This window comes from Larkinella terrae (assembly GCF_009668025.1).
In the GTDB taxonomy this organism is placed as follows: Bacteria; Bacteroidota; Bacteroidia; order Cytophagales; family Spirosomataceae; genus Larkinella; species Larkinella terrae.
Genome location: NZ_WJXZ01000014.1, coordinates 1,335,097 through 1,362,017 on the forward strand (window position 1 = coordinate 1,335,097; position 26,921 = coordinate 1,362,017).

Here is a 26,921-nt window from a genome sequence, read left to right on the forward strand (position 1 = left end):
CGGTTCCGGTGGTGAGCAATGTAACGGCCAGCACGGTGTGCAGCAATGGGGTAGCCACGATTCAGCTGACGGCCTCCGGGGGTGGCAGCTACGGGTGGACGGGTCCCAATGGCTACAGCAGCAGCAGTCAGAATCCGATCATTGCCAATGCGACTTCGGCCAACAACGGTAGTTATACGGTGGTGGTGAGCACGGCTTCCGGCTGCAGTGCGGTGCAGGCCACGAGTGTGGTGGTGGGCACCTGTGCCCCGAGCTGTAACCTGAACGCCAGTGTGGTGTCATCGCAGACGGCCGTGTGTGCGGGGGGTAGTGTGGTGTTGACCGCCAGTGCGACGGGTAACGTCGGCAGTGTGAGCTATCAATGGAGTGGACCTAACCTGTCGGGCACGAATGGCCCGAGTGTAACGGCTTCTAACCTAAGCAGTACGAGTACCTATACGGTGGTGGTCAGTGATGGGGGAGTCAGTGGCTGTAGTGTGACGAAGGTTCTTACGGTGGTGGTCAACCCGGTTCCGGTGGTTACCGTGGTGACTACTGTAAATCCAAGCTTGTGTACAGACAGTAATGACGGAAGTATTACTTTAGGCGGATTTGACGCTAATCAAAGCTATTCAATCAGCTACAGCCGAAATGGCGATGAAGTAGTAACACAATTATTAAATACCGGAGGCAGCGGACAAATTTCATTGAGTACGCTATCGGCTGGTTCATACAGTATTACAGCTACAAAAGGATCGTGCAGCAGCAATCCGGTAACTGCAACATTAGTGGCACCAAATGTTCCGTCAAAACCGCAAATATCGGTTTCGCCATCCGTAACCAGCTGTTTGGGTGAGACAGTCACTTTAACGGCAGCAGGTGCTTCAGGGGCTTCATTCCAATGGACAGGCTCAGGTTTATCCGCATTATCCGGTGCTGTTGTAACCGTTACTCCGACCGTCGCGGGTAGCCAGATCTATTCCGTCAAACAAACCGTTAATGGTTGCACAAGTTCCGAATCAGCTACTATCACGATTACCGGGGTTCAATGCACCACCTGTGCGACTGAGCCTCCCGTTATTACCTGTACGGTGACCGATATTTGTCCGGGCGATGCCGTTGAACTCCAAGCTTCAGGATGTACCGGAAATGTAATTTGGTCGACGGGCGAAAGAGGAGAAAGTATTGTTGTTTCACCGATTACGTCAACAACGTATACCGCTCAGTGCCAACAAACGGGCTGTACAAGTGTTCCGTCGAAACCGATTGTAATCAAAGTTTCTGACCCGAAACCGCCTACCATCAATGCTAATGCCAAGGAAGTATGTATCGGCGGCACGGTGAGCCTGACAGCCACTGGATGCGAAGGCAAAGTGATCTGGTCAACGGGTGTTACCGGTTCTGTTATTTCCGTCATGCCGGAAGGCAATACCACCTATTACGCCAACTGTCGTATACATAATTGCATCAGCGGTCCGTCGGCGGGTATTACGATTCGTACCGGCCCGATACCAACTCCTCAAATCAGTAGCAATACGAATACCGTATGTCCTGGCGAGAACGCCACACTATCTGTAGCCAATTGTGCTGGAGTACCGATGTGGTCGACCGGTGAAACGACGGCAAGCATTGTTGTTTCACCGAATGAAACAACTTCCTACACGGTTATATGTAAACAAGGTTCCTGCATTAGCCAGGCATCTAATCCATATGCAATTTCGGTCGTAAAACCGCAGTCACCGCAGGTTGATCTCAATGCCGATATAATATGTCTGGGCGGTTCTGTTCAATTGACTGCTATGGGTTGTGCGGGAACCGTCATCTGGTCAAACGGTGCCACCGGAGTGAACATCACTGCAAGTCCCACCAGCAACATGACATACAGGGCTTCCTGCAAGGTAGGAAACTGTACAAGCGACCCATCTCAGCCACTTTCCGTAACGGTTGTTAACCCTGCGGCACCAATTATCAAATCGAACAAAACATTGATTTGCGCCGGTGAGCAGGTAATTCTGACTGCAGAAGGTTGTTCGGGTGGACAGATCATCTGGTCGAATGGAGCGACGGGTAATAGCCTGACCGTGATGCCGGGCTCAACCACCAGCTATACCGCACAATGTAAAGAACACGCTTGTACGAGCGGACCTTCCAATGCCATCACCATTAATGTCACCAACGGTACGGCACCAACTCCAACGGTCACCGCATCGTCTACGGTGATTTGTAAAGGCCAACCGGTAACATTGACGGCTACGGGTTGCGGGACTGGCACGGTGGTTTGGTCGACAGGAGCCACAGGTGGCAGCCTGGAGGTGAATCCAAACCAAACAACGGAATATTACGCAGCCTGTAAAACCACTGAGTTATGTAATGGTAGCCCGGCCAAAGTGACGGTTCAGGTCAATACGCCACTAACGCCAACGATCAGGGTGTGTAAGTGCACCGATGGCCACATCTGTTTGGGCGACGAGATCCGACTGACGGTTGAAGGGTGTTCGGGCACGCCATTGTGGTCGAACGGTGCTAACTCGACAAGCATTTTAGTTTCGCCCACGCAGACAACGGCTTACACGGTGGTTTGTCAAAACAGCACCTGTACCAGTTTGCCTTCGGAAGCTTATACTGTCGTTGTGAGCACACCGACTCCGCCGGTGGTCTGGGCATCGAAAACCGAAATAGAACCGGGAGAAACCGTGGTGCTATCAGCGACCGGTTGTGCGGGCGGACAGATTATCTGGTCGAATGGAGCTACGGGAAGCAGTATCGAAGTTAGCCCGACTACCACAACGAGTTACTACGCAAATTGTAAAATCAAAGGCTGTCTGAGCGACCCAACGCCGATCACCATTAGAATCAAAGGTGATTGCGACGCACCGGTGCCGCAGGTCTCGGCTTCCACGATGGTGGTGTGTTTTGGCGGAACGGCTACTTTGCAGGCGACCGGCTGTACAAGTGGAACGGTGGTTTGGTCAAATGGCGATACCGGAAATAGCCTGGTACTTACTAACATAACCGCAAATCATCCTTACACAGCCATTTGCAAAGTCGGCGAAGCGTGCGAAAGCGCGGCATCCGCACCAATTAGTGTGTCAGTTATTATGCTGAATCCTCCGACTGTTGCTGCGGATAAGCCGGTTCTATGTCCGGGTGAAAGCGCAAAACTGACCGCCGTTGGTTGTCCGGGTCTGGTAACCTGGTCAACGGGAGTAACCGGAAACAGTATTGATATTCAACCGACACAAACCACCGATTATTGGGCGACTTGCTCGCTTGGCAATTGCGTAAGTGAAAAATCACCATTGAGCACGGTGAAAATTGGTACTCCGGTTTCACCAACAATTTCGGCCAGCATGACAACCGTCTGTTTCGGAGGAGCCGTAACACTGAAAGCCGCTGGCTGTCAGGATGGTAATGTAATCTGGTCAAATAATCAGGTAGGCTCTGAAATTATTATTAACCCGGCGCTGACGGCTACGTATTCTGCGGTTTGTTGTACGTCCAGTGCTTGCAAGAGCGGTAAATCGAACGATCTCGTAATAACCGTATATCCAAAAGTTAGAAAGCCAACGGTCGTCAACCTCAACAATGAATGCCCGTTTGCAACCGCAGACCTGACCAAAGCCGTCAGCAGTTCTGTATCCATGGCAGGTAGCGTATTTGAGTTCTATACCAGCTCAATACCCAATCCAGCTAATAAAGTAGCCAATCCAAAATCGGTTGAGGCCGGAACGTTCTACGTGGTAGAGAAAACCGCTGCGGGTTGTTATAGTCTGTCCAGCCAGATTTTAGTTACGATTATTAACTGCAACGACGTCGCTCTGTGTACGACCAACCCGGCAGTGGCGACGGCTGGACCTGATGCTACAATCTGCGCGGCAAAAGATTACAAGCTGAACGGAACGATGGGCGGGGCCGCCACCAGTGCGCTCTGGACTAGCAGTGGTACTGGTACGTTCGATAACGCATCTTTGCTGGACGCAACCTATAAACCGTCTTTAGCCGACGTTCAGGCGGGTTTTGTGATCCTGACATTTACAACGAATGACCCGGACGGCAACGGCCCCTGTGTGGCGGCCAAGTCGAGTTTGAAATTGACGATCGAAGGGCTTAAAGTGCAGCCGACCATCGCCCAGGTTAACCCGGTGTTGTGCCACGGCGATTCGGTAACGCTGAGTGCGTTGCCCGACGGATACAAATACCGCTGGAATACGATGGCTACGACCCAAAGTATTCTCGTCAAAACCAGTGGTACCTATTCGGTGCAACTGGTGGATGCAAAAGGTTGTACGTCAGTCGCTTCCGAAAGCGTGACGATAACCGTTAAAAATCCGATCGAGTCGCCTATCTCGTCGATGATGGCGCGGAATACCTGCCCGGAACATACGGTTAATCTGGTCAAACTCATTGAAAACAAACCGTTCACACCGAATGGAACCTTTGAATTCCACATTGGGGAAAATCCGGGTTCTCCAATCGTAATGCGCCCGGATTCGGTGGGCCACGGTATGTTCTACGCATTTGAACGGAGCACTTCCGGCTGTTACAGTCCGGCAACCATGATTGAAGTGTCGATCTTCGATTGTAATACGGATACGTGCCGGACGGATTTATACATCAAATACTCGGTTGATAAACCGCATCCGAAAGTAGGCGAAGTTGTGACGTTCAATGTGAAAATGGGGAACAAAGGCGATTGTCCGGCTACGCACAGCGACATCCGGATTATTCTCCCGTCGGGTTTTGAATTGGTGTCGCCGGGCAATATGATTGTCGATGCCCATGGGCACCTTGGGGTCTGGATTCCGGTTCTTTCAAAAGGTGATGAGCTTTCCTATTACTACAGCGCGCGGGTTCTGACCAAAGGCTCAATTGTCAATCTGGCAGAAATTACTTACCTCGATCAGGTCGATCCAAATCCGGCCAATAATAAAGCTACGATTACGATCGAGGATAGTACCATGACCCGATCGATGATGGTGGGTGTGGCAAAAGCGCTGAAGGGTGTTCAACACAAGGAAGAAACGCTGTTTGAATTTACCTATGACATTGCGTTGACGAATTACAGCGATCAGGACGCCACCCAGGTTCAGGTCTCGGACGACGTACAATCGGTATTTGATCCCCACGTCATTGAGTCGGTTTCCGCTACACTCGATAAAGCATCGACGCTAAAACTTAATCTGGGCTATTCGGGTTGGGTCGGCAATACACAGTTGTTGAACAGCCAAAGCGTTCTGAAAGCGGGTGATACCCAGCATATTCTGTTGAAGGTAAATGTTCGCTTGCATCCGGACGGTAGCCTCAGTAAGACGTTCCTGAATCAGGCGTATTTACTGGCCAAGCTGAATGGATTGACGGTCGACGACGCTTCCACCAACGGCAGCAAAGCGGACCCGGACAACGACGGAAATCCGAATAACAACAGCGAACCGACACCGGCTAAGTTTGACTCGGCACCTCCCTCTCAGATTGGAGTTGCGCTGGCAGTTACTAAAGTAGACCTGCAGCCCGACAGCAGCTACAATGTCACGTATAAAGTGACGGTTAAAAACTACGGTACTGCCGATCTGAAGCAGGTACAATTGTCAGATAGCCTGATTTCCGGTTTTGACACACCGGTTTCGTATCGTATCGTTTCCCCACCGGTAGTTGGTGTTGGCAGTACATTGACTCCAAATACTAATTTCACCGGAAGCGGTTTGTCCTCACTGTTGATCGGCGATAAAAGTACGCTGGCCGTAGGTGTGGCCGATACAGTGCTCGTTACGGTCAATATTAAACCCAACAACGCATTAGGACCCTTCTACACGCAGGTCGTCGGCACGGGTATGCACGCGGATTCGATTGTCGTCGATCTTTCGAACAACGGTTTTAATCCGGCACCTTTGGGAGCCGTGCCAACCGGCGTACGATTTGATCTGCCGCCATCATTACTCGGAGTCGCCAAGTCGGTCAGTAAACTGGAGGATCTGGGATCGGGCGTTTACAATGTCACCTACTCGATTAAGGTGAGCAATCTGGGGTCGGACGACTTGAAAAAGGTTCAGGTGATTGATAATCTGACCGAAACGTTTGGCAACGATGTGCTGATTGGACCGAATAAGCCTGTTCTAAAGGCTGATGCCGGTTTAACAGTCGATACGACCTACACCGGACAGGGTATGCTGACGAATCTGTTGATTGATTCGCTGAGCACATTACCCAAGGGAACCGCCCGGACCATTGAACTGACCGTACGCGTCGATGTGCGCAACAGCCACAAGAATGTCTACTACAATAGTGCGTTTGCCAGTGCGAGTTTACTGGATGGCAGTGCGATGTTGACGGATACTTCGACGGCGGGTCCCAATGTCGATCCGGATAATGACCTGGATCCGCGGAATAATAACACGCCCACCGCCTTAACCCTGATGGGTTTACCGGTAACGCCGAACATTGGCGTGGCAATGGCCGTCAAAGATACGGTTCGCCAGAACGATGGCAGTTACAACGTAACCTACCAGGTCATTGTCAAAAACTACGGATCGACCGATTTCACGGATGTTCAGTTGACCGACAAACTGGCCGATGTATTCAACACAACCACGGGAGCCAGCTATAGTGTGATTGCCGCACCGGTTCTTTCGGCAGGCAGTCATCTATTGAGCAACACGAGCTATGATGGCGATTCGACCATTGAATTGCTGGCAGCCGGTAGCAAGCTGGCGGCTGGTCAGAGCGATACGCTGCTGCTCTTACTGAATGTGAAAACGGATGGGCGCACGATGCCGTACCTGAATACTGTCTATGCAAAAGCCATCGCTGGTTCCGATACTGTCAGGGATGTTTCGACCGACGGTTTTGAGCCGGACCTGAACGGAAATAATGATCCGACCGAAACCGAAGAAAGTGTGGCTACACCTTTGACGCTCAATGCGAACGGCGATGAAGTGATCATACCGGAAGGCTTCTCACCAAACGGCGATAACATCAATGATTTGTTTGTCATTCGAAATACGGGCGGTGCGACTGTGATTCTGGAGGTGTTCAACCGCTGGGGAAACACGGTTTATCGAAACCATGATTACAAAAATGATTGGGATGGCACCACAAATACCGGTGTGCGAATTGGCTCGAGCTCGAAAGGGCTGCCGGATGGCACGTACTTCTACATCGTTCAATTAAGCGATGGCCGCAAGTTTATTCGATATATGACGATTAATCGCTAAAAAAATGATACGCACATTTACCAGAAAGTTTGGAAAAATAGCGCTATTACTGGCCGGAATAGCCGGTAGTAGCCAGGTTCACGCCCAGCAGGACCACATGTTTTCGCAGTATATGTTTAACATGATGGCCATGAACCCGGCCTACGCGGGTAGTCGTGATGTGCTGAGTATGACGGCCTTATACCGGAATCAGTGGGGTGGGGTGGAAGGCGCACCGCAGACAACAACCTTTACGATCGACATGCCGGTCAACCGGGAGCGCATCGGTCTCGGTTTGCAATTATTCAACGACCGGATTGGGGAGTACAACACGACGGGTGCGTATGCCTCTTACGCATTTCGGATCAAGGTGGGCAGCCGGTCTACGCTGGGATTGGGGCTTCAGGCGGGCGCAAGCAGTTTTCAGGCGGATTTAACGAAGGTTAGAACCGATCAGGGCAACGATCCGGCTTTTTCGCAGAACATCTCCAAAATTCTGCCCAACTTCGGAACTGGCATCTACCTGAGCAACGACAAATCCTACATCGGCATTTCGGTGCCGCAGTTGATCAAGAATAAACTTACCGACTACGATTCCGGGGTCCAACGAGCTACCCAACGGCGACATGCCTACGCGATGGCGGGTTTTGTCGTTCGGCTGAGTCCGGTTTTAAAACTGAAACCGTCGACGCTCGTGAAATACGTAGAAGGGGCTCCACTGGGCATTGATGGGAATCTTAACCTGTGGATTGCCGACCGGGTTGCCGTTGGCGTTTCCTATCGCCGAAACCAGTTTAACAGTTACGAAAGTGCCCTGCTAAACGGCAAAGTGTACAACCAGGACGCTATTGTCGGAATCGTTGAAGTCCAGTTGTCTGATCAGCTACGGCTGGGATATGCGTATGATAGAATGTTAAATAATCTTCAAAACTTCGGGGCGCTGTCGCACGAAATCATGCTCCGGTATGAACTGGGCTTCGGGAAAAACAAAATTCTGACTCCCCGGTATTTCTGATCCTGATCACCCTCAAGCCCAGTGGGACATTCTTTCCGAAGCGGTTTCGGTAGGCTGTATTTCTTTTGGCTCCTGAAAATCAAAAAGCCATTAAATATGCGCTGCTTTTATTTGTTGTGCTGTCTGGTTGTCTTTTTGACCGGATCAGCAATGGCGCAAACGTTGTTAAAGCAAGCGGATCGCCAGTTTGACGTTTTGGCATTCGGCAACGCCATCGGGCTGTATGAACAGGCGCTCAACCACGTCAACTTATCCGAGGAGGAGCGGTTGGCGACACTGTCGAAACTGGGATATAGTTACCGACAGATTCGGGATACGCAAAATGCCGAACGGGTTTACCGAACCCTGCTCGGTTCTCTGAAACAGCCCAAAAACGACTACATCCCCTGTTATCTCTATTTTGCTCAGGCGTTGGCCAGCAACGGCAAGTACAAAGAATCGCAGGAAGTTTACGGTATCTACAGCAAATACCAGAGCGACGATCCACGGGGTAAGCAGTTTTCCAAACTCTACAATGACGTCAGTATCCTGTCGCGCAATGCCGGAAACTATAAGATAGAATTTCTGGAAATTAATACGAAGAAGGCCGAATTCAGTCCGATGTATTACAAGGAAGGACTGGTTTTTGTCGCCAATAAGAGACCGGGAAAGGCCTTGAAAAGGGTCTTCAGCTGGGATAATTCGACTTTTCTGGATTTATACTACATGCCCGATGCGACCGTAATGGGCGAAACCGTGGCCAGTTTGGGCGGGGCGCCGGAAAACCGGAAGAAAAAGCGGACCAGACACCTGCGAACCCTGGGCGAGGATGAATACACCGAACCGACGGCCAATGATTCCCGAACCCTGGGATTTAATAACGGAACTACCGGCCAGAACCAGCGTAATTTGGAGGAAGGGGCATCCCTTAACACCCGAAGCTTCGGGCAGACCCTAAACACCAAATACCACGAAGGACCGGTCGCGTTTACGAAAGATGGCGCAAAGGTTTTCTTCACCCGAAATAATTACAACAACGGAAAATACCGCCAAAGCTCAGATGGGATCAATAAATTAAAGCTGTATGTGGCTGAGGGCCAGAAAGGTGTCTGGGGAGATGCGAAGGAACTGCCCTTCAACAGCGATGAGTATTCGACCGGGCACCCGGCGCTGAGCCCGAATGATAAACTTCTGTTTTTTGCCTCAGACCGGCCGGGCGGTTTTGGCGGAACCGACCTGTACGTGTCCGGTTTTGCGGATGGGAAATGGTCGGAACCGGTTAATTTGGGGAAAGATATCAATACCAGAGGAAACGAACTGTTTCCGTTTGTCGACGACCGGGGCAATCTCTATTTCTCGTCGGACGGCCACCCCGGTTTGGGCGATCTGGATATTTTTTACGCCCAGCTAATGGACGGAACGCGGGTGAAATCGGTGCAGAATATTGGTGAACCGCTCAATTCCTCCAAAGACGATTTTGGGATTGTTACCGACGGAGCGCGGATGCTGGGGTTTATCAGCAGCAACCGACTGAACGGTGGGACCGATGATGACATTTACCGGTTTCGGCGGGAAGGGGCGTTGTATGCCTGTCGCGAACTGACCATCAATGTGTTCGACTCGCAGACGAAACAACCCATCGGAAATGCGCTGCTTGATATTGATCAGAAAGATTTTCTGGATGGCAAGCGGCAGACCCAAACCGATGGGGAAGGTAACATCCGGATTTGTTTGGACCCGGAAAGTGATTTTCGGATTTCGGCTTCCATGAATGGTTACCAAACCAACCGGCTGGGTTTTTCGACCAAAGGCCTGTCGGACGATCAGCCGCTTCGGCTCGAAATACCGCTCAATGGGGTTGAATTGCTCACGACGAAACCGCTGAAATCAAAAATTCGGGGACGTGTTTTGACCCACTCGGAGCGGCAACCCATTGATGGCGTGGAAGTTGTTCTGCGCAATCTGTGTGATAGCACGGTTTTGGAAATGATAACCGGTCCGGATGGTAGCTACGAGTTTTCGGTCGATCCAGGTTGTGAATACATTGTCGAAGCCTTGAAAGATTGCATGGGAACGACCGGCGCGCGCGTTTCGCCTGCCGCCGATGCTTCCACCGAACTGACCATGTTTCGCGAAGGCGACATAATTGAAATTGACAACATTTACTACGACCTCGATAAATGGAATATTCGCCCCGATGCGGCCATTGAAATGGATAAACTGGTGGTTTTGATGAAAAAATACCCGACAATGCGGATTGAAATGCGATCGCATACCGATAGTCGGGGATCGGCGCTTTATAACAAAATCCTATCGACGAAAAGGGCCGAAGCCGCCGTGGCTTACCTCAGAAAAAATGGTATTTCGGCCCGGCGAATGAAAGCGGGCGGTTATGGCGAAAGCATTCTGCTGAACGCGTGCCGGGATGGCGTGAGGTGTACCGAAGCCGAACACCAACGCAATCGCCGGACGGAAATTAAGATACTTCAGATTGAATAACTTTAATTTGTACCTTCGTACACCCAATTCTGCATGTGAATGATTCGACGACTTGTCTGGAAAACCGCCCTTGGTATTGTCTTGCTGTTTGCCGGAAGCCAAACCGTATGGGCGCAACGTGAGGTACTCTATTCACAATATTTAATTAATCCCCTGACGATCAACCCCGCCTATACCGGTGCGCGCGAAAGCCTGACCATGACCGCCATTTTTCGCCGAAAATGGTTTGGACTTCAGGGAGCGGGTTTTCCAATTACACAAAGTTTTGGCGCCGACGGGGCGCTTGCCGGTGGAAAAGTGGGTATTGGACTTCAGGCCCTGAACGACCGGATGGGGCTGTATTCGGCAACCGGTTTTTACGGCAGTCTGGCCTATCTGATTACGCTGCCGTCGATGGCAAAGCTATCTTTTGGAGGTTCGGGCGGTATCAACGTATTACCGATTTACGATCCCACGAGTTCAACGAGTATCAATCGGGCCATTCCCAGTGTTGGCGTGGGCGTTTATTACGAAGCCGACCGATTCTGGGCCGGTATTTCCATGCCCGAACTGGTAACCCGTCCGATTTCGCTGGCGGCCGGGCAGGCGGCTCCACTTCGTTACCAGCGTCCGCTGTATATTAATTTCGGTGGACGTTTCTCAGCGGGTGAAAGCATTGATTTTATGCCCTCCATTTTACTGACCCACCAGACCGGTTTACCGCTCGGCATTGACCTGAATGCCAAACTTTGGATCGAACAAAAACTGGGTCTGACGCTTTCCTACCGGGCCAACAATGCCACGCTCATCAGTACACAGAACTATTTCGTTGCCATGGCGGAATACGAGCTGTCGAAGAGCATTCGGGTGGGTTATTCGCTCAGCAGTCGGCAGGTCGAGAATCCGTTTTATCCCCAGAAAAGCGTTCACGAGATCATATTCCGATTCACGCCCAATCCCATTAAATTTCGCTATCAGTAACGGGTTTATGATTTCTGGTTAGCAATTCCGCACGATTGAGACCCACTGCCAGGCTTGCTCAGGCTTTAAACCAGAAACTTTAAACGGTCCAGCTACTTATGAAAGTTTCCGGTTTTAGCTTCATCCGAAATGCCGTCAAATACGATTATCCGATCATTGAAGCCATCCAATCGGTCCTGCCGCTTTGTGATGAGTTTGTAATCGCAGTCGGGAATTCGGAAGACGATACGCTGAAACTCATTCAATCGATCGGGTCGGACAAAATCCGGATTATTGAAACCGTCTGGGATGATTCGTTGCGGGAAGGGGGGCGGGTGCTGGCAATTGAAACCGATAAGGCGCTGGCGGCTGTGGCTCCGGATTCTGACTGGGCCTTTTACATTCAGGGTGACGAGGTTTTGCATGAAAAATACCTGCCCGCAATCCGCGAGGCCATGCTCAGGTATAAGGACGATCCGGCGGTCGAGGGATTATTGCTCAACTACCTGCATTTTTACGGGTCCTATCGGTACGTCGGAGATTCCCGGCGCTGGTACCGCCGGGAAATCCGGATTATCCGCAACAATGGCAACATCCTGGCGTACCGGGATGCGCAGGGCTTCCGGACTCGTGACAATCAGAAGCTTGGCGTGAAGCTCATCAACGCAACCATGTACCATTATGGCTGGGTAAAACCGCCTGAAAAACAGGTCGATAAACTCAGTAATTTCGGGCGATACTGGCACGATGACGCGCACATGGCCAGATCACGCGAAGAACTGAAAGAGTTCGATTACCGGGAAGTAGATTCGCTGGCGTTCTTCGAGGGGACGCATCCGGCGGTTATGCAACCCCGCATCGATCGCATGAACTGGCAGTTCGACTTCGATATTCGGCAGAAGAAATTGTCCTTCAAAAACCGGTTTCTGAAAGCCATCGAAAACCTGACGGGCTGGCGAGTGGGCGAATACCGGAATTATAAATTACTCTGAATCAGCTTATTTGTTTTTTTTGTGGTTCTTGCCTTTTCCCTGCGCTTCCATTTTTTCGGCATGAAGTTCTTCCGCTTCTTCCACCGAATGCGATTCGGTTACTCTGTTTTCCTTTTTCGCTTTTTCAACCAGCACACCGTAAAACCGGTGCAGGGTGATCAGTTCTTCTTCCGACAAGTCTTCAATATTGAGCAGCCGGTTGCTGGCTTTGCTGTGGGAGGCAATCAACTCATTTAATTTGAGCTGAATGGCCATTGAATCCTTGTTCTGCGATTTCTGAATCAGAAAAACCATCAGAAAAGTGATGATGGTCGTTCCGGTGTTGATAATCAATTGCCAGGTATCGGAATAGTGAAAAATCGGGCCGGTAATGAGCCAGACGATAATTGTCAATAAGGCAAGCAGAAAAGCAGTTGAACTGCCGGTGGCTTTCGTAACCACACCGGCAAAATGTTCGAAAATGGCAACAAATCCCTTCTTTTCCATTACTTGGGGCTATTTTTAAGGTGGTTTTTGAGTGAATTCTGGACCGCTTACCAGAAAGTGGCAAGATACGAACTCAGTACGTTGCCAGAACCAATTTCGTTCTGACAACGTATGGTTTATATGGCAAAAACTCCAGTCCCAGACTTTCCGGGTCGCGTGATCGCAAGTGCGGAAGACAAGTCCGAATTATCCTGGAAAGACCGGTTTGCGGCTCTTCGAAACATACCGGCATTTTTCCGGATGATCTGGCAGGCATCGCCCGGTTTATTCCTGGGCAATGCGGCCGTGCGGCTTATTCGGGCGGCCATGCCTGCCTTAACGCTGTACATTGGGAAGCTCATCATTGATGAGGTCATTCTGTTGTCGAAACAAGCCGGGAGCAATACAGATTGGCTCTGGACATTGGTAGCGGCTGAGTTCGGGCTGGCGGTTTTGTCAACTGCACTCGGGCGGCTCACCAGTCTGATCGACGGTTTGCTGGGCGATCTGGTCACCAACCGTACGTCGGTCCGGCTGATGGAACACGCGGCTACGCTGGATCTCGAGCAGTTTGAAGATGCCACGTTCTATGACAAACTCGAGCGCGCCCGGCGGCAGACCACGGGCCGGTCTTTTCTGCTTTCCGGCGTTTTTGGCCAGCTTCAGGAACTCATCTCGGTAGGTTTTCTGGCCGCTGGTCTGGCCGTTTACAATCCCTGGCTGCTGCTTTTACTGCTTCTGGCCGTCATTCCGGCCTTTATTGGCGACAATTATTTTAACCAGAAAAGCTATTCCCTATCGCGGAGCTGGACGCCCGAACGGCGCGAGCTCGATTACCTGCGGTTTGTGGGCGCGAGCGATGAAACCGCTAAAGAAGTCAAGATCTTCGGTTTATCGAACTTCCTGATCGACCGGTTTCGGGATTTGTCGGGGCAATATTACCTGAAAAACCGGAATCTGTCCATCCGGCGGGCAGGCTGGGGAACTGCCCTGACCATCATCGGAACCGTGGGGTATTACAGTGCCTACATCTGGATCGTGGCGCGGGCGGTCAATGGCAGCATTTCCATCGGTGACCTGACGTTTCTGGCGGGATCGTTTCGGCAACTGCGCGGGTCGATGGAAGGTATTCTGCTGCAATTCAGTAGTTTAACGCAGGAAGCGGTTTATCTACAGGATTTATTCGATTTTTTTGAAATAAAACCGCTGATTCACTCGTCGGAAAAACCGCTGCCGTTTCCCGGAAAAATCCAGCAGGGGTTTGTGTTTGAGAATGTTGGGTTTAAATACACCAACTCCGACCGATGGGCCCTTCGCAACCTGAGTTTCCAGCTCACACCCGGCGAAAAACTGGCGCTGGTGGGCGAAAACGGGGCAGGAAAAACGACCCTGGTCAAGCTGCTGGCTCGCTTGTATGACCCGACGGAGGGCCGGATTCTGCTCGACGGACATGACCTCCGCGACTACGATTTGCTCGATCTGCGTCGGAACATCAGCGTAATTTTTCAGGATTACGTCCGTTTCAAAATGTCGGCCGGCGTCAATATTGCCGTCGGCGACATTGACGCCCGAACGAACCAGCCGCGTATCGAAAACTCCGCGCAACGCAGCCTGGCTGATACCGTCATAGCGAAATTGCCCGGCGGTTATGAACAGCAATTGGGCCGCAGCTTCGGCAAAGGCGTTGAATTATCGGGCGGAGAATGGCAGAAAGTGGCGCTGGGCCGGGCCTACATGCGGGATGCGGAAGTCCTGATTCTCGACGAACCGACAGCCGCGCTGGATGCCCGCGCCGAATACGAAGTTTTCCAGCGGTTTTCCCGACTGACCGAAGGCAAAACCGCGGTTATTATCTCCCACCGGTTTTCGACCGTCCGCATGGCCGACCGGATTCTGGTCTTGGAAAGTGGGAAATTGCTGGAAATCGGCAGTCATAACGAGTTACTGGAAAAGAACGGCCGGTATGCGGAACTGTTTCAGTTGCAGGCTCGGGGATATCTGTAAACTGAATAGTTTGTTCGGTTTTATGTAGTTAACTATTTAAAAATCAGCGCACTGCTTTTTGATCTTCAGGAAGGGCGACGGGTTGCATATAAGCATGTTTGATGGCCGGAAATTTCTGCTGAATCGATTGGTGGATGCGCACAATGGCCTGATTGATGGCGTCCGTCGTTAAATCAGCCTGAAAAACCACTCCCTGCACCAGTGTAATTTCTTCCGGTCCCAGGTAAATAGTGGCAATTTTGAGGGCTTTCAGCACCGCCGGATCGGATTCCGTCAGCGCCATCAGTTGCTGACTCGTCTCGTGATCGACGCCTTCGCCCATCAGTAAACTCTTGCTTTCGCGGGCCAGTACCACCGAAACCGATACCAGCAACAGGCCAATCAGAATAGACGCCAGCCCATCGAAATACGGATTATTCAGTTCATGTCCGAGAATAACGCCTAAAAAGGCGATAATCAGTCCCAGCACGTCAGAAGCATCTTCAAACAAAACCGTAAACGTGGCCGAATCCTTACTGTCTTTGATGGCCGCCCAGAAAGACTGGTTTCCGCGCTGAACGTTAAAAGCCCGCCAGGCAGTGATCAATGAATAACCGTCGAGCACAAAAGCTACGCCCAAAACAATGTAATTCCAGAACGGATCCTTGATCAATTCCGGGTGCTGGATGTGCGTCACGCCCTCGTAAAACGACACGCCCCCGCCAATGGCAAAAATCAACAGGGCCACCACGTACGACCAGAAATACTGCTCCCGACCGTAACCGAAAGGCCGTTTTTCGTCGGGCGGTCGCTGGCTTCGGCTCACGCCCAGCAGCAGAAGCAACTCGTTCAGGGTGTCGACCAGCGAGTGAATTCCCTCGGAAATCATGGCCGAGCTGCCTGTCACGCTGGCCGCTACAAACTTGGTGGCGGCAATGCCCAGATTGGCCGCCAATGCCGTATAAAGCGGAGTTTTCGATGATGCCATACCACTGAAACGGTTCTGCAGTTGCAGATGTTTCGAGGTAATTTTCCGCAATCGGCGTGCTGGTGGATCATGATAATCGGTTGAGAATTAATTGCATTATATTTCCCTGTTCCGGCGCTTTTGGGTATGAACTACTTTCCGGATTCCCGTTCGTAGTTCGGTGAATGTAAAACCGTTATTTAAAATCCCGGAGTGAGCTGGCTCGCCCGAATAGATTATGGAACGAAGAGATTTCATTAAAGCGGCCAGCCTGATGGGTGGGGCATATGCGCTTTCCGGACCTGCCGCGCTGGCGAAACCGGTTGACGCGATGGAACTGGCGCCGGACGCAACCCTGTGGCTCGACGGTCCGATGCGGTGGGCGCAACTGGCGTTTGTCGAACGCGATCCCGGCCATTACGATCCCGATTTCTGGCTCAGTTATTTCAGGCGAATCCACGCCGATGGGGCGCTGCTCAGTGCCGGTGGGGTTGTAGCTTTTTATCCGACTCAGATTCCGCTCCAACACCGCAGCGATTTTCTGGGTAATTCCGACACGCTGGGCTATCTGGTGGAAGGCTGCAGGAAACAGGGGATGAAGATTATGCTGCGAACGGACCCGCATGCCGCCCGGCAAAATGTGTACGACGCTCATCCTGACTGGATTGCGGTTTTGGCTGATGGGCAGAAACGTCGGCACTGGGCCAACCCCGATCTGTGGGTTACCTGCGCCCTGGGACCGTATAATTTCGAATTTATGACGCAGGTAACCGGCGAAATCATGCAGCGGTTTCAACCGGAGGGGATTTTCTCGAACCGCTGGGCGGGCCACGATATTTGTTACTGTGAACATTGCCAGCGTAACTTTAAAGCGGCCGCCGGTCTGGCGTTGCCCGCTAAAATTGACAAACTCGATCTGACGTACCGGAAATGGACGGAATGGCGGATGAAGCGACTGCGGGAATTGTGGTCGGTCTGGGACGCTGAGATTCGCAAACACCGGGCAGCGTCCCGTTTTATTCCCAACGGTTTTCCGGATAAGGTAGTAACCGGGAAAGAAGCCGATCTTTTCTTCGCGGATCAGCAGGCCCGGCGGGGGCTAACGGCTCCCTGGTCGAATGGCAAAGGCGCGAAAGAACTCCGGTCAACGCTGGGTTTAAAACCGCTGATTGGCATATTCAGCGTGGGAATCGAAGAGGAATTCCGCTGGAAAGATTCGGTTCAGAGCGACGCCGAAATCCGGATTTGGGTGGCCGAGGGAACCGCCAACGGCATGCGGCCGTGTTTTGTGAAATTCGGGGGCGACATCTACGACAAGCGGTGGATGGAAGCGGTGGCGAAGGTTTATGAAGGCTATCACAAAAACGAAAAATACCTGCGAAATACCGCTCCAATGGCAAGGGTAGGCGTGGTTTATTCTGAGCAAACCGATCGAAATTACGGCGGAAAACCGTGGCAGCAAAAAAGCGGAGATCACCTCGACGGGATGTACCATGCGCTCGTGGAAAGCCGTATTCCATTCGATATGGTCAACGACCGTTTACTGACTCCTGACGACCTGAAGCGCTTTAAACTGCTGATATTGCCCAATGTTGCGGCCCTTTCTACCGCGCAATGCCAGCAGATTCAGGCCTTTGTCGATTCCGGCGGAAGCGTCGTGGCTACGTTTGAAACCTCGCTCTACGACGAAGAAGGCCAGCAGCGGCCGGATTTCGGACTGGCCGGTTTGTTCGGCGTTTCTTACGATCAGAAAGTGGAAGGTCCGCTGCGGAATAGCTACCTGCACTTGCGCAACAATATTAAAAATAGCCAGACACAATTGATTCTGAAAGGGTTGGACGATACGCCCCGCATCATCAACGCGATTTACAAGGTCAATGTAAAACCCACCACTTCGTTTCCCAGTCCGATTACGCTCATTCCCACGTATCCGGATCTGCCAATGGAGGATGTTTACCCGCGCGTAGCCGAAACCGACACGCGGGAGTTGTATCTGCGCCAGGTCGGCAAAGGGCGGGTTGCCTACATTCCCGGCGACCTGGACCGGTCGTTCTGGCAACTATTGAACACGGATCACGGACAATTACTGAGCAACGTCATTCACTGGGCGCTCGATGAAGAACCCGTTGCGGCCGTTACGGGGCCGGGGGTGATCGATGTGTCGGTTTGGCGGCAGGAAAAATCCATGACCGTCCATTTGGTGAACCTGACGAATCCGATGATGATGAAAGGACCCTTTCGGGAGTTGATTCCCGTCGAAGCCCAGGTGCGGATTCAGGTTCCGGCCGGTGCAAAAGTGACGGGTGTCAAATTGTTGATGAGCGATCAGAAGCCGAAATACGAATCGAAAGACGGCAGGGTAACGATGAACGTTCCCCGGATTCTTGACCACGAAATTGTTGCATTGGATTTTGCGTGAGCTAACGGCAGCCACTATTAAAAATCCTTCCGTTCTGAGTTAAAAACCGCCTGACGGTTTGTGACAGAATGGAAGGATTTTTGCATTAAAAACCGTGTTCCGGTGATTCTGGATTGGCTGAAAGGTATACTGGTGAACGAAGTTTATCACTAATTTTTGAATCGGTATTTGCCGGTTATCTAAAAAAAATACAAATTTGGGAACAATCGAAGATTGATGCGCGTCTTTATGAAAGAACCTCCACCACAGTTTATGACTCGGCGCCAGCATTTTATCGTCATCCTGATTTTGGGAATATTGACGACGATCAGTCCATTTTCCATCGACATGTATTTGCCGGGTTTTCCGGCCATTGCAAAAAGCCTGCACACCACCATCGATCAGGTTCAGCTTTCCTTAACCGCTTACCTGATCGGAATTTCCTTTGGTCAACTCCTGTACGGTCCTTTGCTGGATCGTTACGGCCGCAAGGTGCCCCTTTACGCGGGCCTGGTGCTGTATCTGTTTGCTTCGCTGGGTTGCGCCGTGACTTCGTCGATTGAAACCCTGATCGTGATGCGGCTTTTGCAGGCGCTTGGCGGATGCGTTGGTTTGGTGGCGGCTCAGGCGCTGGTGCGGGATTTGTTTCCGGTTACGCAAACGGCGCAGGTCCTGTCGCTGCTGGTGCTGGTCATGGCGGTTTCGCCCATGATTGCCCCGACGGTGGGCGGTTACACCACAGTGGCCCTGGGCTGGCATTCCATTTTCCTGATTCTAGCCGGTATCACGGCGGTCATATTACTCGGTATTTATTTCGCCTTACCCGACGGTAAAAAGCCCGATCCGTCGCTTTCATTACGTCCCAAAGCCGTTCTGGGAAGTTTTCTGACGGTTTTAAAGCAGCCCCAGTTCCTGACTTACGCACTGGTGGGCGGTATTGCCACCTCAGCGCCCTTCGCCTATATTGCTGGATCGCCCGACGTTTTTATGAATCTGTACCACGTCAGTGAGCAGGAATACGGCTGGATTTTTGCCTTTTTAGCCATTGCCATCATTGCCCCAACGCAACTGAACCACATTCTGTTGAAGCGGTTTCGGAGCGAACAGATCATTCAGGTCACGTTGACCTATCAGTCGATAATCGGCCTGCTGATGTTGTGGGGAACCTGGGCGGGTTGGTTCGGCCCCTACGGTTTGATTGCGATGTTATTTTTATTCCTGGCTGGACAGGGATTGACAGGCCCCAACGCGTCGGCCCTTTCGCTGGCGCCCTTTTCCCGGCACGCGGGCAGCGCTGCGGCATTGATGGGCAGTTTCCGGATGGGCGTTGGCGCGCTGGTTTCCGCTGCGGTCAGCGTCTTTCATAACCACACCGCCATTCCGATGGTCGGAACCATGACGGTTTGCGTAGTCAGCGGTTTGGCTATTTTCCTGACCGGAAACCGGGTTATTCAATACCGCAACAAGAAATTTGGTCTGGAAGAATCGCTGTCAGAGGTGGCATTATAAGCGTTTCTTCTGCACGAAAAAAGCCGTAGTGGAAATCCGCTACGGCTTTTGTTATTACTGGAATAAATCAAATGCTCGTTTAGTTACTGACTTCCGCCGTCGGCTGCGGCTGATTAATGGCTGTGGGGTCCATCCACATGACTTCCCACAAGTGGCCATCCAGGTCCTCAAAGCCGTGTCCGTACATAAAACCCTGATCCTGTTTTTCGTTGGGCGTTTTACCTCCGGCGGCCAGGGCTTTGCTGACCAGTTCATCGACGGCTTCGCGGCTGTCGGCCGAGAGGCAAATGATCGATTCCGTGGTTTTGGTAGCGTCGGCAATGTCCTTTTTGGTAAACGATTTGAAAAACGGTTCCACCAGCAGCATGACGAAAATGTCCTCGCTGATGATCATGCAGGTAGCATTTTCGTCCGTAAACTGCGGATTGAATGTGTAACCGAGGCTGGTGAAAAACGCGACGGATTTGCCCAAGTCTTTAACGGGGAGGTTTACAAAAATTTTAGTTGCCATTGTATTTGAGGTTTAAAGTTTACCTGACAAAGGTACGCCCGTTCCCCAAAAACCGGGGTGTATGAATGCGACAAGAAGCGGGTCAATTGCGACTTTTTGACGCCATTTTCGGCTTTCCAATTGCAAAAAGTCAGCATCAGATTAGGGCCGAAAAGGACCGGATTTCTTCATCCCACCCCTCACTTTGAAGTTCCATTTGATGTGTTAATGTTACCAAGTTTTAAACTATTGGTAATTATATATATCTATAAGTCATCAATCAATTAACAACGAAGGCTATGAAAACGACACATAATAAGATAATCCTGATTGCGCTGGTGGTCTTGCTGGCGGGTCATTCGATGCAGGCTCAGATTCTGAAAAGCTGGAGCCCGCAGGCCAAAGGGACGGCCATTGGGGTTGGTACCGGAGCCGCTGCCGGGGCAATTATCAACAAGCGAAACCGGGTGGTTGGTGGCGTTATCGGGGGTGTCCTGGGCGGAGCTGCCGGTTATGCCATTGGTAAACACATCGACAACAAACGGAAAAAAGCAGACTGGGAAATGGCCGGCCGCCGGGCCGCTGAACGACCCCTTGCCGCCAGCACCCAGAAAGCACCATCCATTACGAAATCGGCTTCCGTGTATGCGAAGCCTGCCAAATCAGCGATAAAACCAGCCTTCAGCGCTGTTGAAACGCCGGAAACGGAAAGCAACCCGGCCTTGTATATTCTTAACCAAGGCTATCTGCCAAACCCATTTTACGGCAACCATTCGACACCCTACGGGATGACTGAATTTCGGCAGAAGAGCTGGTAAGTTCCCGGTGTTCAATCCATCAACCTTTAAATCACAAACAATATGAAAGCATTAGCCTATAGTTTGGTGTTGGGCCTGCTGAGTGTAGCCTGCACCACCTCAACCACTTCAACAGAACCGGTCAATGTTCAGGAAATGAATCAGCAGTTCATTCGTGCCTGGAATAGTAAAGAGTCCGATAAAATCATTGCGTACCTGGCCGATGATGTGCAGTTTGTGCAGGGCAGCAGCCACTGGCAGGGAAAATCAGAGGTATCCAATAAATGGGTACGGGAAACCTTGCCTACGCTGGACGATTTAAAAACCTACGCCGTGAGTTCAGGAACGGATGAGAAAACCGCTTACGAAGCCGGGACTTTTTCCGTGGATGTTTTGCCCGCCAATCAGGGCGAACCGCACGGAACCGGTGAAGGAAATTACATGCTTCTCTGGAAGAAAGGAACCGACAATAACTGGAAACTCAGTTACGCCCAACTGGAAGATTTGCCGGTTCACGTAAAGTAAGTACAGAACCGTATTAGTAAGTTGTAAACAGCAGCCGCCTGTCCAATCATCCTTCGGGAAAAGGGGCAGGCGGTTTTTGCTATTCATCCACCTGATCAGCCATTCATCCCGGAATTTTTACCGCCAAAGTACTATGTATAGCAAGGTACCTTATGTTTTGAATACCTTTGAGTCATCAAAACGGCCCAATGAAGTAACCGGGTCGAAAAACAGTAAACAACAAAAACTGAAACACACACTAACAACAGATACTATGAAAACGCTAGTTGCTTCCGCCCTGATTACACTGACTTTCGCCCTGTCGTCGGCAACTTTTGCCGCTGACAACAAGGAAAACGCTGAAGTGAAATCCACCTTCCAGTCGGCGGTTTATCCGGTGATTAACACCATGAAACTGAGTGTGAACGTCAGCAAGGCGAAAGACAGCAAAGTCAACATCCGGTTGATCAACGAAGCCGGTCAGACGCTGACGGTTTTGCGATTAGGCAAAGACAACGAGTCGTCGAACATCCGGTTTGACCTGAACGACCTGGAAGATGGCGTCTACACGGTGGAAGTTTCGGACGGGGTTAAAACCGAAACCAAAACGGTAAAAGTGCAAACCAGTGCGCCCGTTGCCGAAACTCACCGGGAAGTTAGCTTGAAGTGATCGCCCGGAATCCTTCACGATTTGATAACCTGGTAACACCTGAATTCGTGGTACATTTGTACTCTTTCGTATTCTCATGTTCATTGGGTATTCAAACAGTCTGATGGCTTCCGGCAGGTCTGTTTAACGATTTTGATCAGAACGAACAAATCCCGACACCTTGCCGGGATTTGTTTTTTTTATACGGTTTTTGGTTGAAAATGAGTTGATTAGTTTCCGGAAACCCGGTAGTGAAGATGTCGGATTTGCGACTGGAACCCGGCGATGTGTTGGGAGAGCAGCCGAACGGACGTTTTCCGAAGCAGCATTTTTTTGAACACCAGACACTGATCGGGTAAAATCGGTTGGTTGCCGGACGGTTTTACTGAACGCATTCCCGGGCGGGACGACGACAGCAGCGACACTTCCTGCGCCTGTTGCCGGATCTGTTCGTTCAGGTTCAGCAATACGGTCTCGGATTCCCCGTTCAGCATAGCCATCCTTAGGACAGTAACGGACGAGTCGAGGGAGGAAATGGACTGGAGGTGAATCTGTTGAAATGCCTGATCGGCGGAATGGCCCGGGGCGGTTGCCGCGGAAGCCGGTGCGGTCAGGTTGGCAAAACGCCAGGCTCCCCAACCTGCCAGCATCATGAGCAAACCCAGCCAGAAGGCCTGATTGAGTCGTCGGAGGAGAAGTTCACGCAGGGAGTGAGTCACGCAAAGGCTTGGATGTTTGCGTAAAGTTCCACTTCGGAAATGACCTCAGCGTGAAGGCAATGTGAACGGTTTGCGAAGTTTTCGAAAAAACAACGGCTCCGAAGTTTTGTCTTCGGAGCCGTTGCGTTCCTTATTGAATCGCTGCTTCAGGCTTCTTTTTCGTTTCTTTTTTGGCCTGTTTCTGCTTTTCTTTTTCTTCCTTTTTGGTCACCTTGATCAACTTTGCCGCCAGTTTTTTGGCCGATTGCTTGATCACTTTCTTGATCTTCTTGGACTGTACACCCATTCCGGCCAATTTTGATTCGACAGAATTTGAAATATCGGTAGCCAGGGCCTTCTTTTGGGCTTTCATACTGTTTGTTGGTTTGTTGCTTTAGCTGGTAGACAAAAAAACTACAAACAAATACAAAAAAAAGAGCACAAACAAAAGCCCAATGTTAAGTTTCTGTTAAGCTTTTATCCAAAAATTCTGGAAATCAGGCTCGTTTTAGCCACTATTTTTAGAAAATCAACGACGGCGGCACCACCCGCAAAACCGCGTTGCCGGTAAACGTCCCGCCGTACGATTCCCTGGCGCGAAACTCAACCCTGTGATCAACAACGGGAAGATTGCCGCTTAGTCCGGCCTTCCGGTTTCTGGAGTTCTGACGGAACGAATCAGGACTGGCTTCCGGCTGTGGACAGGGCACCGGGCCGCTGTCTGGACTTTGATGTTTTGGACTGAACCGCGCGGTTCAGGGCTGCCAGGAACAGGTAATACCCTCGCCCATACCACGCCCTGAATTGTTCGCTGGTTTCGGTCGTATACTGAGGCATAAACGTCAGCAAGGGATTCAGGTCGAAGGTGTTAGCTGAAACCCCCACCCCGGCGCGTTGACCATCCAGGGCGTTACAGGCCTGTTCGAAATGGTTCGGCTGCGGAATCATCAGCACGGGTTTGCCCAGGTAAAAAGCTTCGCAGACCGACTCAAAACCCGCCGTTGTGACCACCGCCCGGCACTGCTGCATGGCATCCAGAAACCGCTGTCCGTTGATCGCGTGATAGGTCAACGTTTCGTCGATCCGCTCTTCCGCAAGCTGCGCGCCCGAATGAAAAATCCGCATCGGAATTTCCGGATGTTGCTGATGCGTTTTGATTAGTTCCGTGACCAGACCCGGCTGCGTGGTGTACGCCAGAAAGAAGTCGCCCGTCGTTGGGTTTAGCTCCGCAACTTCGCGACGCAGGAGTGGGGGCACTACCCGCAGACGGCGGCCCGGAACGTCCGGCTGCTGGTCGAACGACAGAGCCAGCATTTCTTCGGCTCCCCAGGCCGTGAGTCGCGAAGTGAGTTTGAAAAGTGCCCGGTCGATGAGCTGACCCGCCGGAAAGGGAAACCGGGGATGAAAAGCCAGGTATTGATGGGCGATGCAGATCATGGGCACCGACGGCCGGTAAAAACCGTAAGTTAAACCGCCCAGAAGTTCGTAAAAATTAATGACCACATCCGGTTTCCGGGATTCAATGACGTCCCGAATCTGCCGGATGCTGCGTCGGTACGCTCGGGCGTTCAGCAGGGCTTTCCAGGCGGTTTTGGAAGGCTGAAGCGCATTGGTCTGGGTGTGATAAACCAGACCGGGGCTGGGTAGGGGCGTGAGCGGAGCCGGGAACTGTTCGCTGAAAAAAGCAGGCGTCGGGCGGTCTTGGGTGACGCCGACCAGAGCGCCAATTACCTCATGACCAGCCGATTCGGCCAACTGAGCAAATGAAAGGGCCTGCGTCAAATGACCGCGACCTTCTCCCTGGACCAGAAACAATATGCGCATGAACGGTTGATATACAGTTTTCTGATTCGAAGCTACTGAGGGAGAATTACATAAATTTTACGGCCAGATTATCAATTGACGGGCAATTGGCCGCTTTTGGATTTTTTCTTAACACTTTCTTAATAAACCGGGCGGTCCGTTGCCGGGCGAAACCCGCTACCTTTCCGCGTTTAATCTTGTTTTTGGATCACGCTTGTCTACTTCATCACTTTCATTTTCCCGTCACGATTTTGGAACCGACTTTGTCTGGGGGGCGGCTACGGCGGCTTACCAGATTGAGGGAGCGCACCAGACCGACGGACGCGGGGCTTCCATTTGGGACACCTTTACGCACAGCAAACGCTGGGGGCAATTTCGTGATCATGGCGACGTAGCCTGTGATTTTTACCACCGCTACGAAGAAGATCTGGCGTTACTGAAGAGCATGGGTTTCCGGGCTTTCCGGTTTTCACTTTCATGGTCCAGGATCTTGCCCGACGGAACCGGCCGGGTCAATGAACAGGGGCTGGCGTTTTACGACCGGCTGATCGACACCTGTCTGGCAATGGGCATCGAACCCTGGGTGACGCTCTACCACTGGGATCTGCCGCAGGCGCTCGAAGCCAAAGGCGGCTGGACCAACCGGGCGGTTATTCGCTGGTTTTCAGAATACGTCGAGTGCTGCACCAAAGCGTTTGGGCATAAAGTGAAAAACTGGATGGTACTGAACGAACCGCTGGTTTTTACGGCAGGCGGTTATTTTGCCGGTATTCACGCGCCCGGTCGGCGGGGGTTATGGAATTTTCTGCCTGCCGTCCACCATGCGGTTATTTGTCAGGGCGAAGGCGGTCGGATTATTCGCCGGAATGTGCCCAACGCCCGGATCGGTACCACGCTTTTTTGTGCACCCGTTGCACCGCATACGCATTCCGTTCGGGATTTTCAGGCCGTGGCCCGGATCGATGCGCTGGGCAACCGGCTTTTTATCGAACCCAGCCTGGGATTGGGCTACCCGGTTCGGGAAGCGCCCCTGTTGAAGCAACTGCTGGCGAAATACACCAGTCTGGGCGATTTGCAGCGGGCGGTTTTTGATTTCGATTTTATCGGGTTGCAGAATTATTTCCGGCTGGTGGTTCGGCATGACTGGTTTACGCCCTACGTCTGGGCGCGGGAAGTGAAGCCCAAACAGCGGAACGTGGCGGAAACCACGGCGATGGACTGGGAGGTGTTTCCGGAAGGAATCTATCAGGTAATTCGTCAGTTTTCGGCTTACGAAAAAGTGAAAGAAATCATTATTACGGAAAACGGAGCGGCTTTTCCGGATCACCTTCACAACGGCCAAGTCAATGATCCCCAGCGGGTTGCATTTTACCAGAATTACCTCCGTCAGGTCTTGCGGGCCAAGCAGGAAGGCTTTCGGGTGGGCGGTTATTTTGCCTGGTCGCTGATGGATAACTTTGAGTGGGCAGAGGGCTATCGGCCCCGTTTCGGACTGATTTATATCGACTATCCAACGCAGCAACGGATTGTGAAAGAGTCGGGTAACTGGTTTCGGGAGTTCCTGACCCGCTAATCTAAAGGCATCCATTCGGGATCAGAAACCGGTTTCTTTATATTATTTCCCGGTTTCTGAAAAATAGTTTGGAAATAATGGTGATAATGGCCCGTTGTGCTACTCTATAATGTTGAAAGACACGTGTTTTTCATCATAGGTTGGTAGAGCACAGGCTCCGGCGGTTTGTCGGAGTTTTGTGTTTTGGTACAAGTCATTGTCTTCCTGTTGTTTAAGTAAGAAAGCTTTGGACCGTTTGTGTAAATTAATCCGTTCGGATGTTGCAAATAGAAAATTGGGTGGTAAATTTCCATGTTGTAAAAGTTCAAAAACAGTTTGGTCTGGCAGTATGCCCTTCATTCAAACCCTGATTTTAATCTAATTAATGACTAATTAAGGACGTTCGCTGGTGTTCCGGATAAACCCCGCCTGAGTGATTTCGTTTCGTTATCATCTTCTTTGGTCCCGGGAATTTGCTACCCGATCCGAAGAGAATTTCAGGAAACCGGTCGGCAC

At 51.4% G+C, this 26,921-nt stretch carries 19 protein-coding genes; 12 read left to right on the plus strand and 7 right to left on the minus strand.

Translation table 11 applies throughout. The annotated features are described in order from the left end of the window. Positions 1-11: 11 nt before the first annotated feature. The 5 genes from GJJ30_RS32625 to GJJ30_RS27145 all read left to right on the plus strand — a co-directional run bounded on the left by GJJ30_RS32625 (position 12) and on the right by GJJ30_RS27145 (position 12,590). Positions 12-7,187, plus strand: coding sequence for a T9SS type B sorting domain-containing protein (locus GJJ30_RS32625; RefSeq protein WP_154178284.1), 7,176 nt, complete (start codon positions 12-14; stop codon positions 7,185-7,187). A 4-nt stretch (positions 7,188-7,191) separates the two neighbouring features. After that, complete coding sequence (locus GJJ30_RS27130) at positions 7,192-8,181, plus strand: PorP/SprF family type IX secretion system membrane protein (protein ID WP_154178285.1); 990 nt, start codon at positions 7,192-7,194, stop codon at positions 8,179-8,181. Between the two features lie 96 nt (positions 8,182-8,277). Continuing rightward, positions 8,278-10,659: an OmpA family protein gene (locus GJJ30_RS27135; RefSeq protein WP_154178286.1), complete on the plus strand. Its 2,382-nt coding sequence runs from the start codon at positions 8,278-8,280 to the stop codon at positions 10,657-10,659. 39 nt (positions 10,660-10,698) lie between these two features. Then, the gene (locus GJJ30_RS27140) at positions 10,699-11,619 is read left to right on the plus strand and encodes a PorP/SprF family type IX secretion system membrane protein (RefSeq protein WP_154178287.1); all 921 of its coding nucleotides are present in this window, start codon (positions 10,699-10,701) and stop codon (positions 11,617-11,619) included. A 98-nt stretch (positions 11,620-11,717) separates the two neighbouring features. After that, positions 11,718-12,590, plus strand: coding sequence for a glycosyltransferase family protein (locus GJJ30_RS27145; RefSeq protein ID WP_154178288.1), 873 nt, complete (start codon positions 11,718-11,720; stop codon positions 12,588-12,590). Between the two features lie 6 nt (positions 12,591-12,596). Here GJJ30_RS27145 and GJJ30_RS27150 read toward each other — a convergent pair whose 3' ends face one another. Continuing rightward, entirely contained in the window at positions 12,597-13,076 is a 480-nt protein-coding gene (locus GJJ30_RS27150; RefSeq protein WP_154178289.1) for a low affinity iron permease family protein, read from the minus strand. 120 nt (positions 13,077-13,196) lie between these two features. Here GJJ30_RS27150 and GJJ30_RS27155 point away from each other — a divergent pair, with 120 nt between their 5' ends. After that, entirely contained in the window at positions 13,197-15,059 is a 1,863-nt protein-coding gene (locus GJJ30_RS27155; protein WP_154178290.1) for an ABC transporter ATP-binding protein, read from the plus strand. A 43-nt stretch (positions 15,060-15,102) separates the two neighbouring features. Here GJJ30_RS27155 and GJJ30_RS27160 read toward each other — a convergent pair whose 3' ends face one another. Further along, entirely contained in the window at positions 15,103-16,026 is a 924-nt protein-coding gene (locus GJJ30_RS27160) for a cation diffusion facilitator family transporter (protein WP_154178291.1), read from the minus strand. Positions 16,027-16,243: 217 nt separating this feature from the next. Between GJJ30_RS27160 and GJJ30_RS27165 the strand changes: the two genes are divergently transcribed. After that, positions 16,244-18,424, plus strand: a complete 2,181-nt coding sequence (locus GJJ30_RS27165) for an alpha-amylase family protein (RefSeq protein WP_154178292.1) — start codon at positions 16,244-16,246, stop codon at positions 18,422-18,424. A 252-nt stretch (positions 18,425-18,676) separates the two neighbouring features. Further along, positions 18,677-19,912, plus strand: a complete 1,236-nt coding sequence (locus GJJ30_RS27170) for a multidrug effflux MFS transporter (RefSeq protein WP_154178293.1) — start codon at positions 18,677-18,679, stop codon at positions 19,910-19,912. 79 nt (positions 19,913-19,991) lie between these two features. On the opposite strand, the gene GJJ30_RS27175 is transcribed toward GJJ30_RS27170, so the two are convergent. Beyond that, positions 19,992-20,423 (minus strand): VOC family protein, encoded by a 432-nt coding sequence (locus GJJ30_RS27175; RefSeq protein ID WP_154178294.1) that lies wholly within the window; start codon positions 20,421-20,423, stop codon positions 19,992-19,994. Between the two features lie 278 nt (positions 20,424-20,701). Here GJJ30_RS27175 and GJJ30_RS27180 point away from each other — a divergent pair, with 278 nt between their 5' ends. From GJJ30_RS27180 to GJJ30_RS27190, 3 genes are all read left to right on the plus strand, one after another. Beyond that, entirely contained in the window at positions 20,702-21,220 is a 519-nt protein-coding gene (locus GJJ30_RS27180) for a YMGG-like glycine zipper-containing protein (RefSeq protein WP_154178295.1), read from the plus strand. A gap of 42 nt (positions 21,221-21,262) precedes the next feature. Next, positions 21,263-21,724 (plus strand): YybH family protein, encoded by a 462-nt coding sequence (locus GJJ30_RS27185; RefSeq protein WP_154178296.1) that lies wholly within the window; start codon positions 21,263-21,265, stop codon positions 21,722-21,724. Between the two features lie 253 nt (positions 21,725-21,977). Further along, the gene (locus GJJ30_RS27190) at positions 21,978-22,373 is read left to right on the plus strand and encodes a T9SS type A sorting domain-containing protein (protein WP_170299287.1); all 396 of its coding nucleotides are present in this window, start codon (positions 21,978-21,980) and stop codon (positions 22,371-22,373) included. 209 nt (positions 22,374-22,582) lie between these two features. Here the strand turns inward: GJJ30_RS27190 and GJJ30_RS27195 are convergent, their stop codons facing one another. The 4 genes from GJJ30_RS27195 to GJJ30_RS27210 form a co-directional block, all read right to left on the minus strand. Continuing rightward, positions 22,583-23,071 (minus strand): hypothetical protein, encoded by a 489-nt coding sequence (locus GJJ30_RS27195; protein ID WP_154178298.1) that lies wholly within the window; start codon positions 23,069-23,071, stop codon positions 22,583-22,585. Between the two features lie 130 nt (positions 23,072-23,201). Then, entirely contained in the window at positions 23,202-23,423 is a 222-nt protein-coding gene (locus tag GJJ30_RS27200) for a hypothetical protein (RefSeq protein WP_154178299.1), read from the minus strand. 148 nt (positions 23,424-23,571) lie between these two features. After that, a complete protein-coding gene (locus GJJ30_RS27205; RefSeq protein ID WP_154178300.1) occupies positions 23,572-23,760 on the minus strand; it encodes a hypothetical protein in 189 nt (62 codons plus the stop codon). Then, positions 23,729-24,874, minus strand: coding sequence for a glycosyltransferase family protein (locus tag GJJ30_RS27210; RefSeq protein WP_154178301.1), 1,146 nt, complete (start codon positions 24,872-24,874; stop codon positions 23,729-23,731). The genes GJJ30_RS27205 and GJJ30_RS27210 overlap by 32 nt, the downstream gene beginning before the upstream one ends. Before the next feature lie 193 nt (positions 24,875-25,067). Between GJJ30_RS27210 and GJJ30_RS27215 the strand changes: the two genes are divergently transcribed. Further along, positions 25,068-26,426: a GH1 family beta-glucosidase gene (locus GJJ30_RS27215; protein WP_154178302.1), complete on the plus strand. Its 1,359-nt coding sequence runs from the start codon at positions 25,068-25,070 to the stop codon at positions 26,424-26,426. The last annotated feature ends 495 nt before the right edge of the window (positions 26,427-26,921 follow it).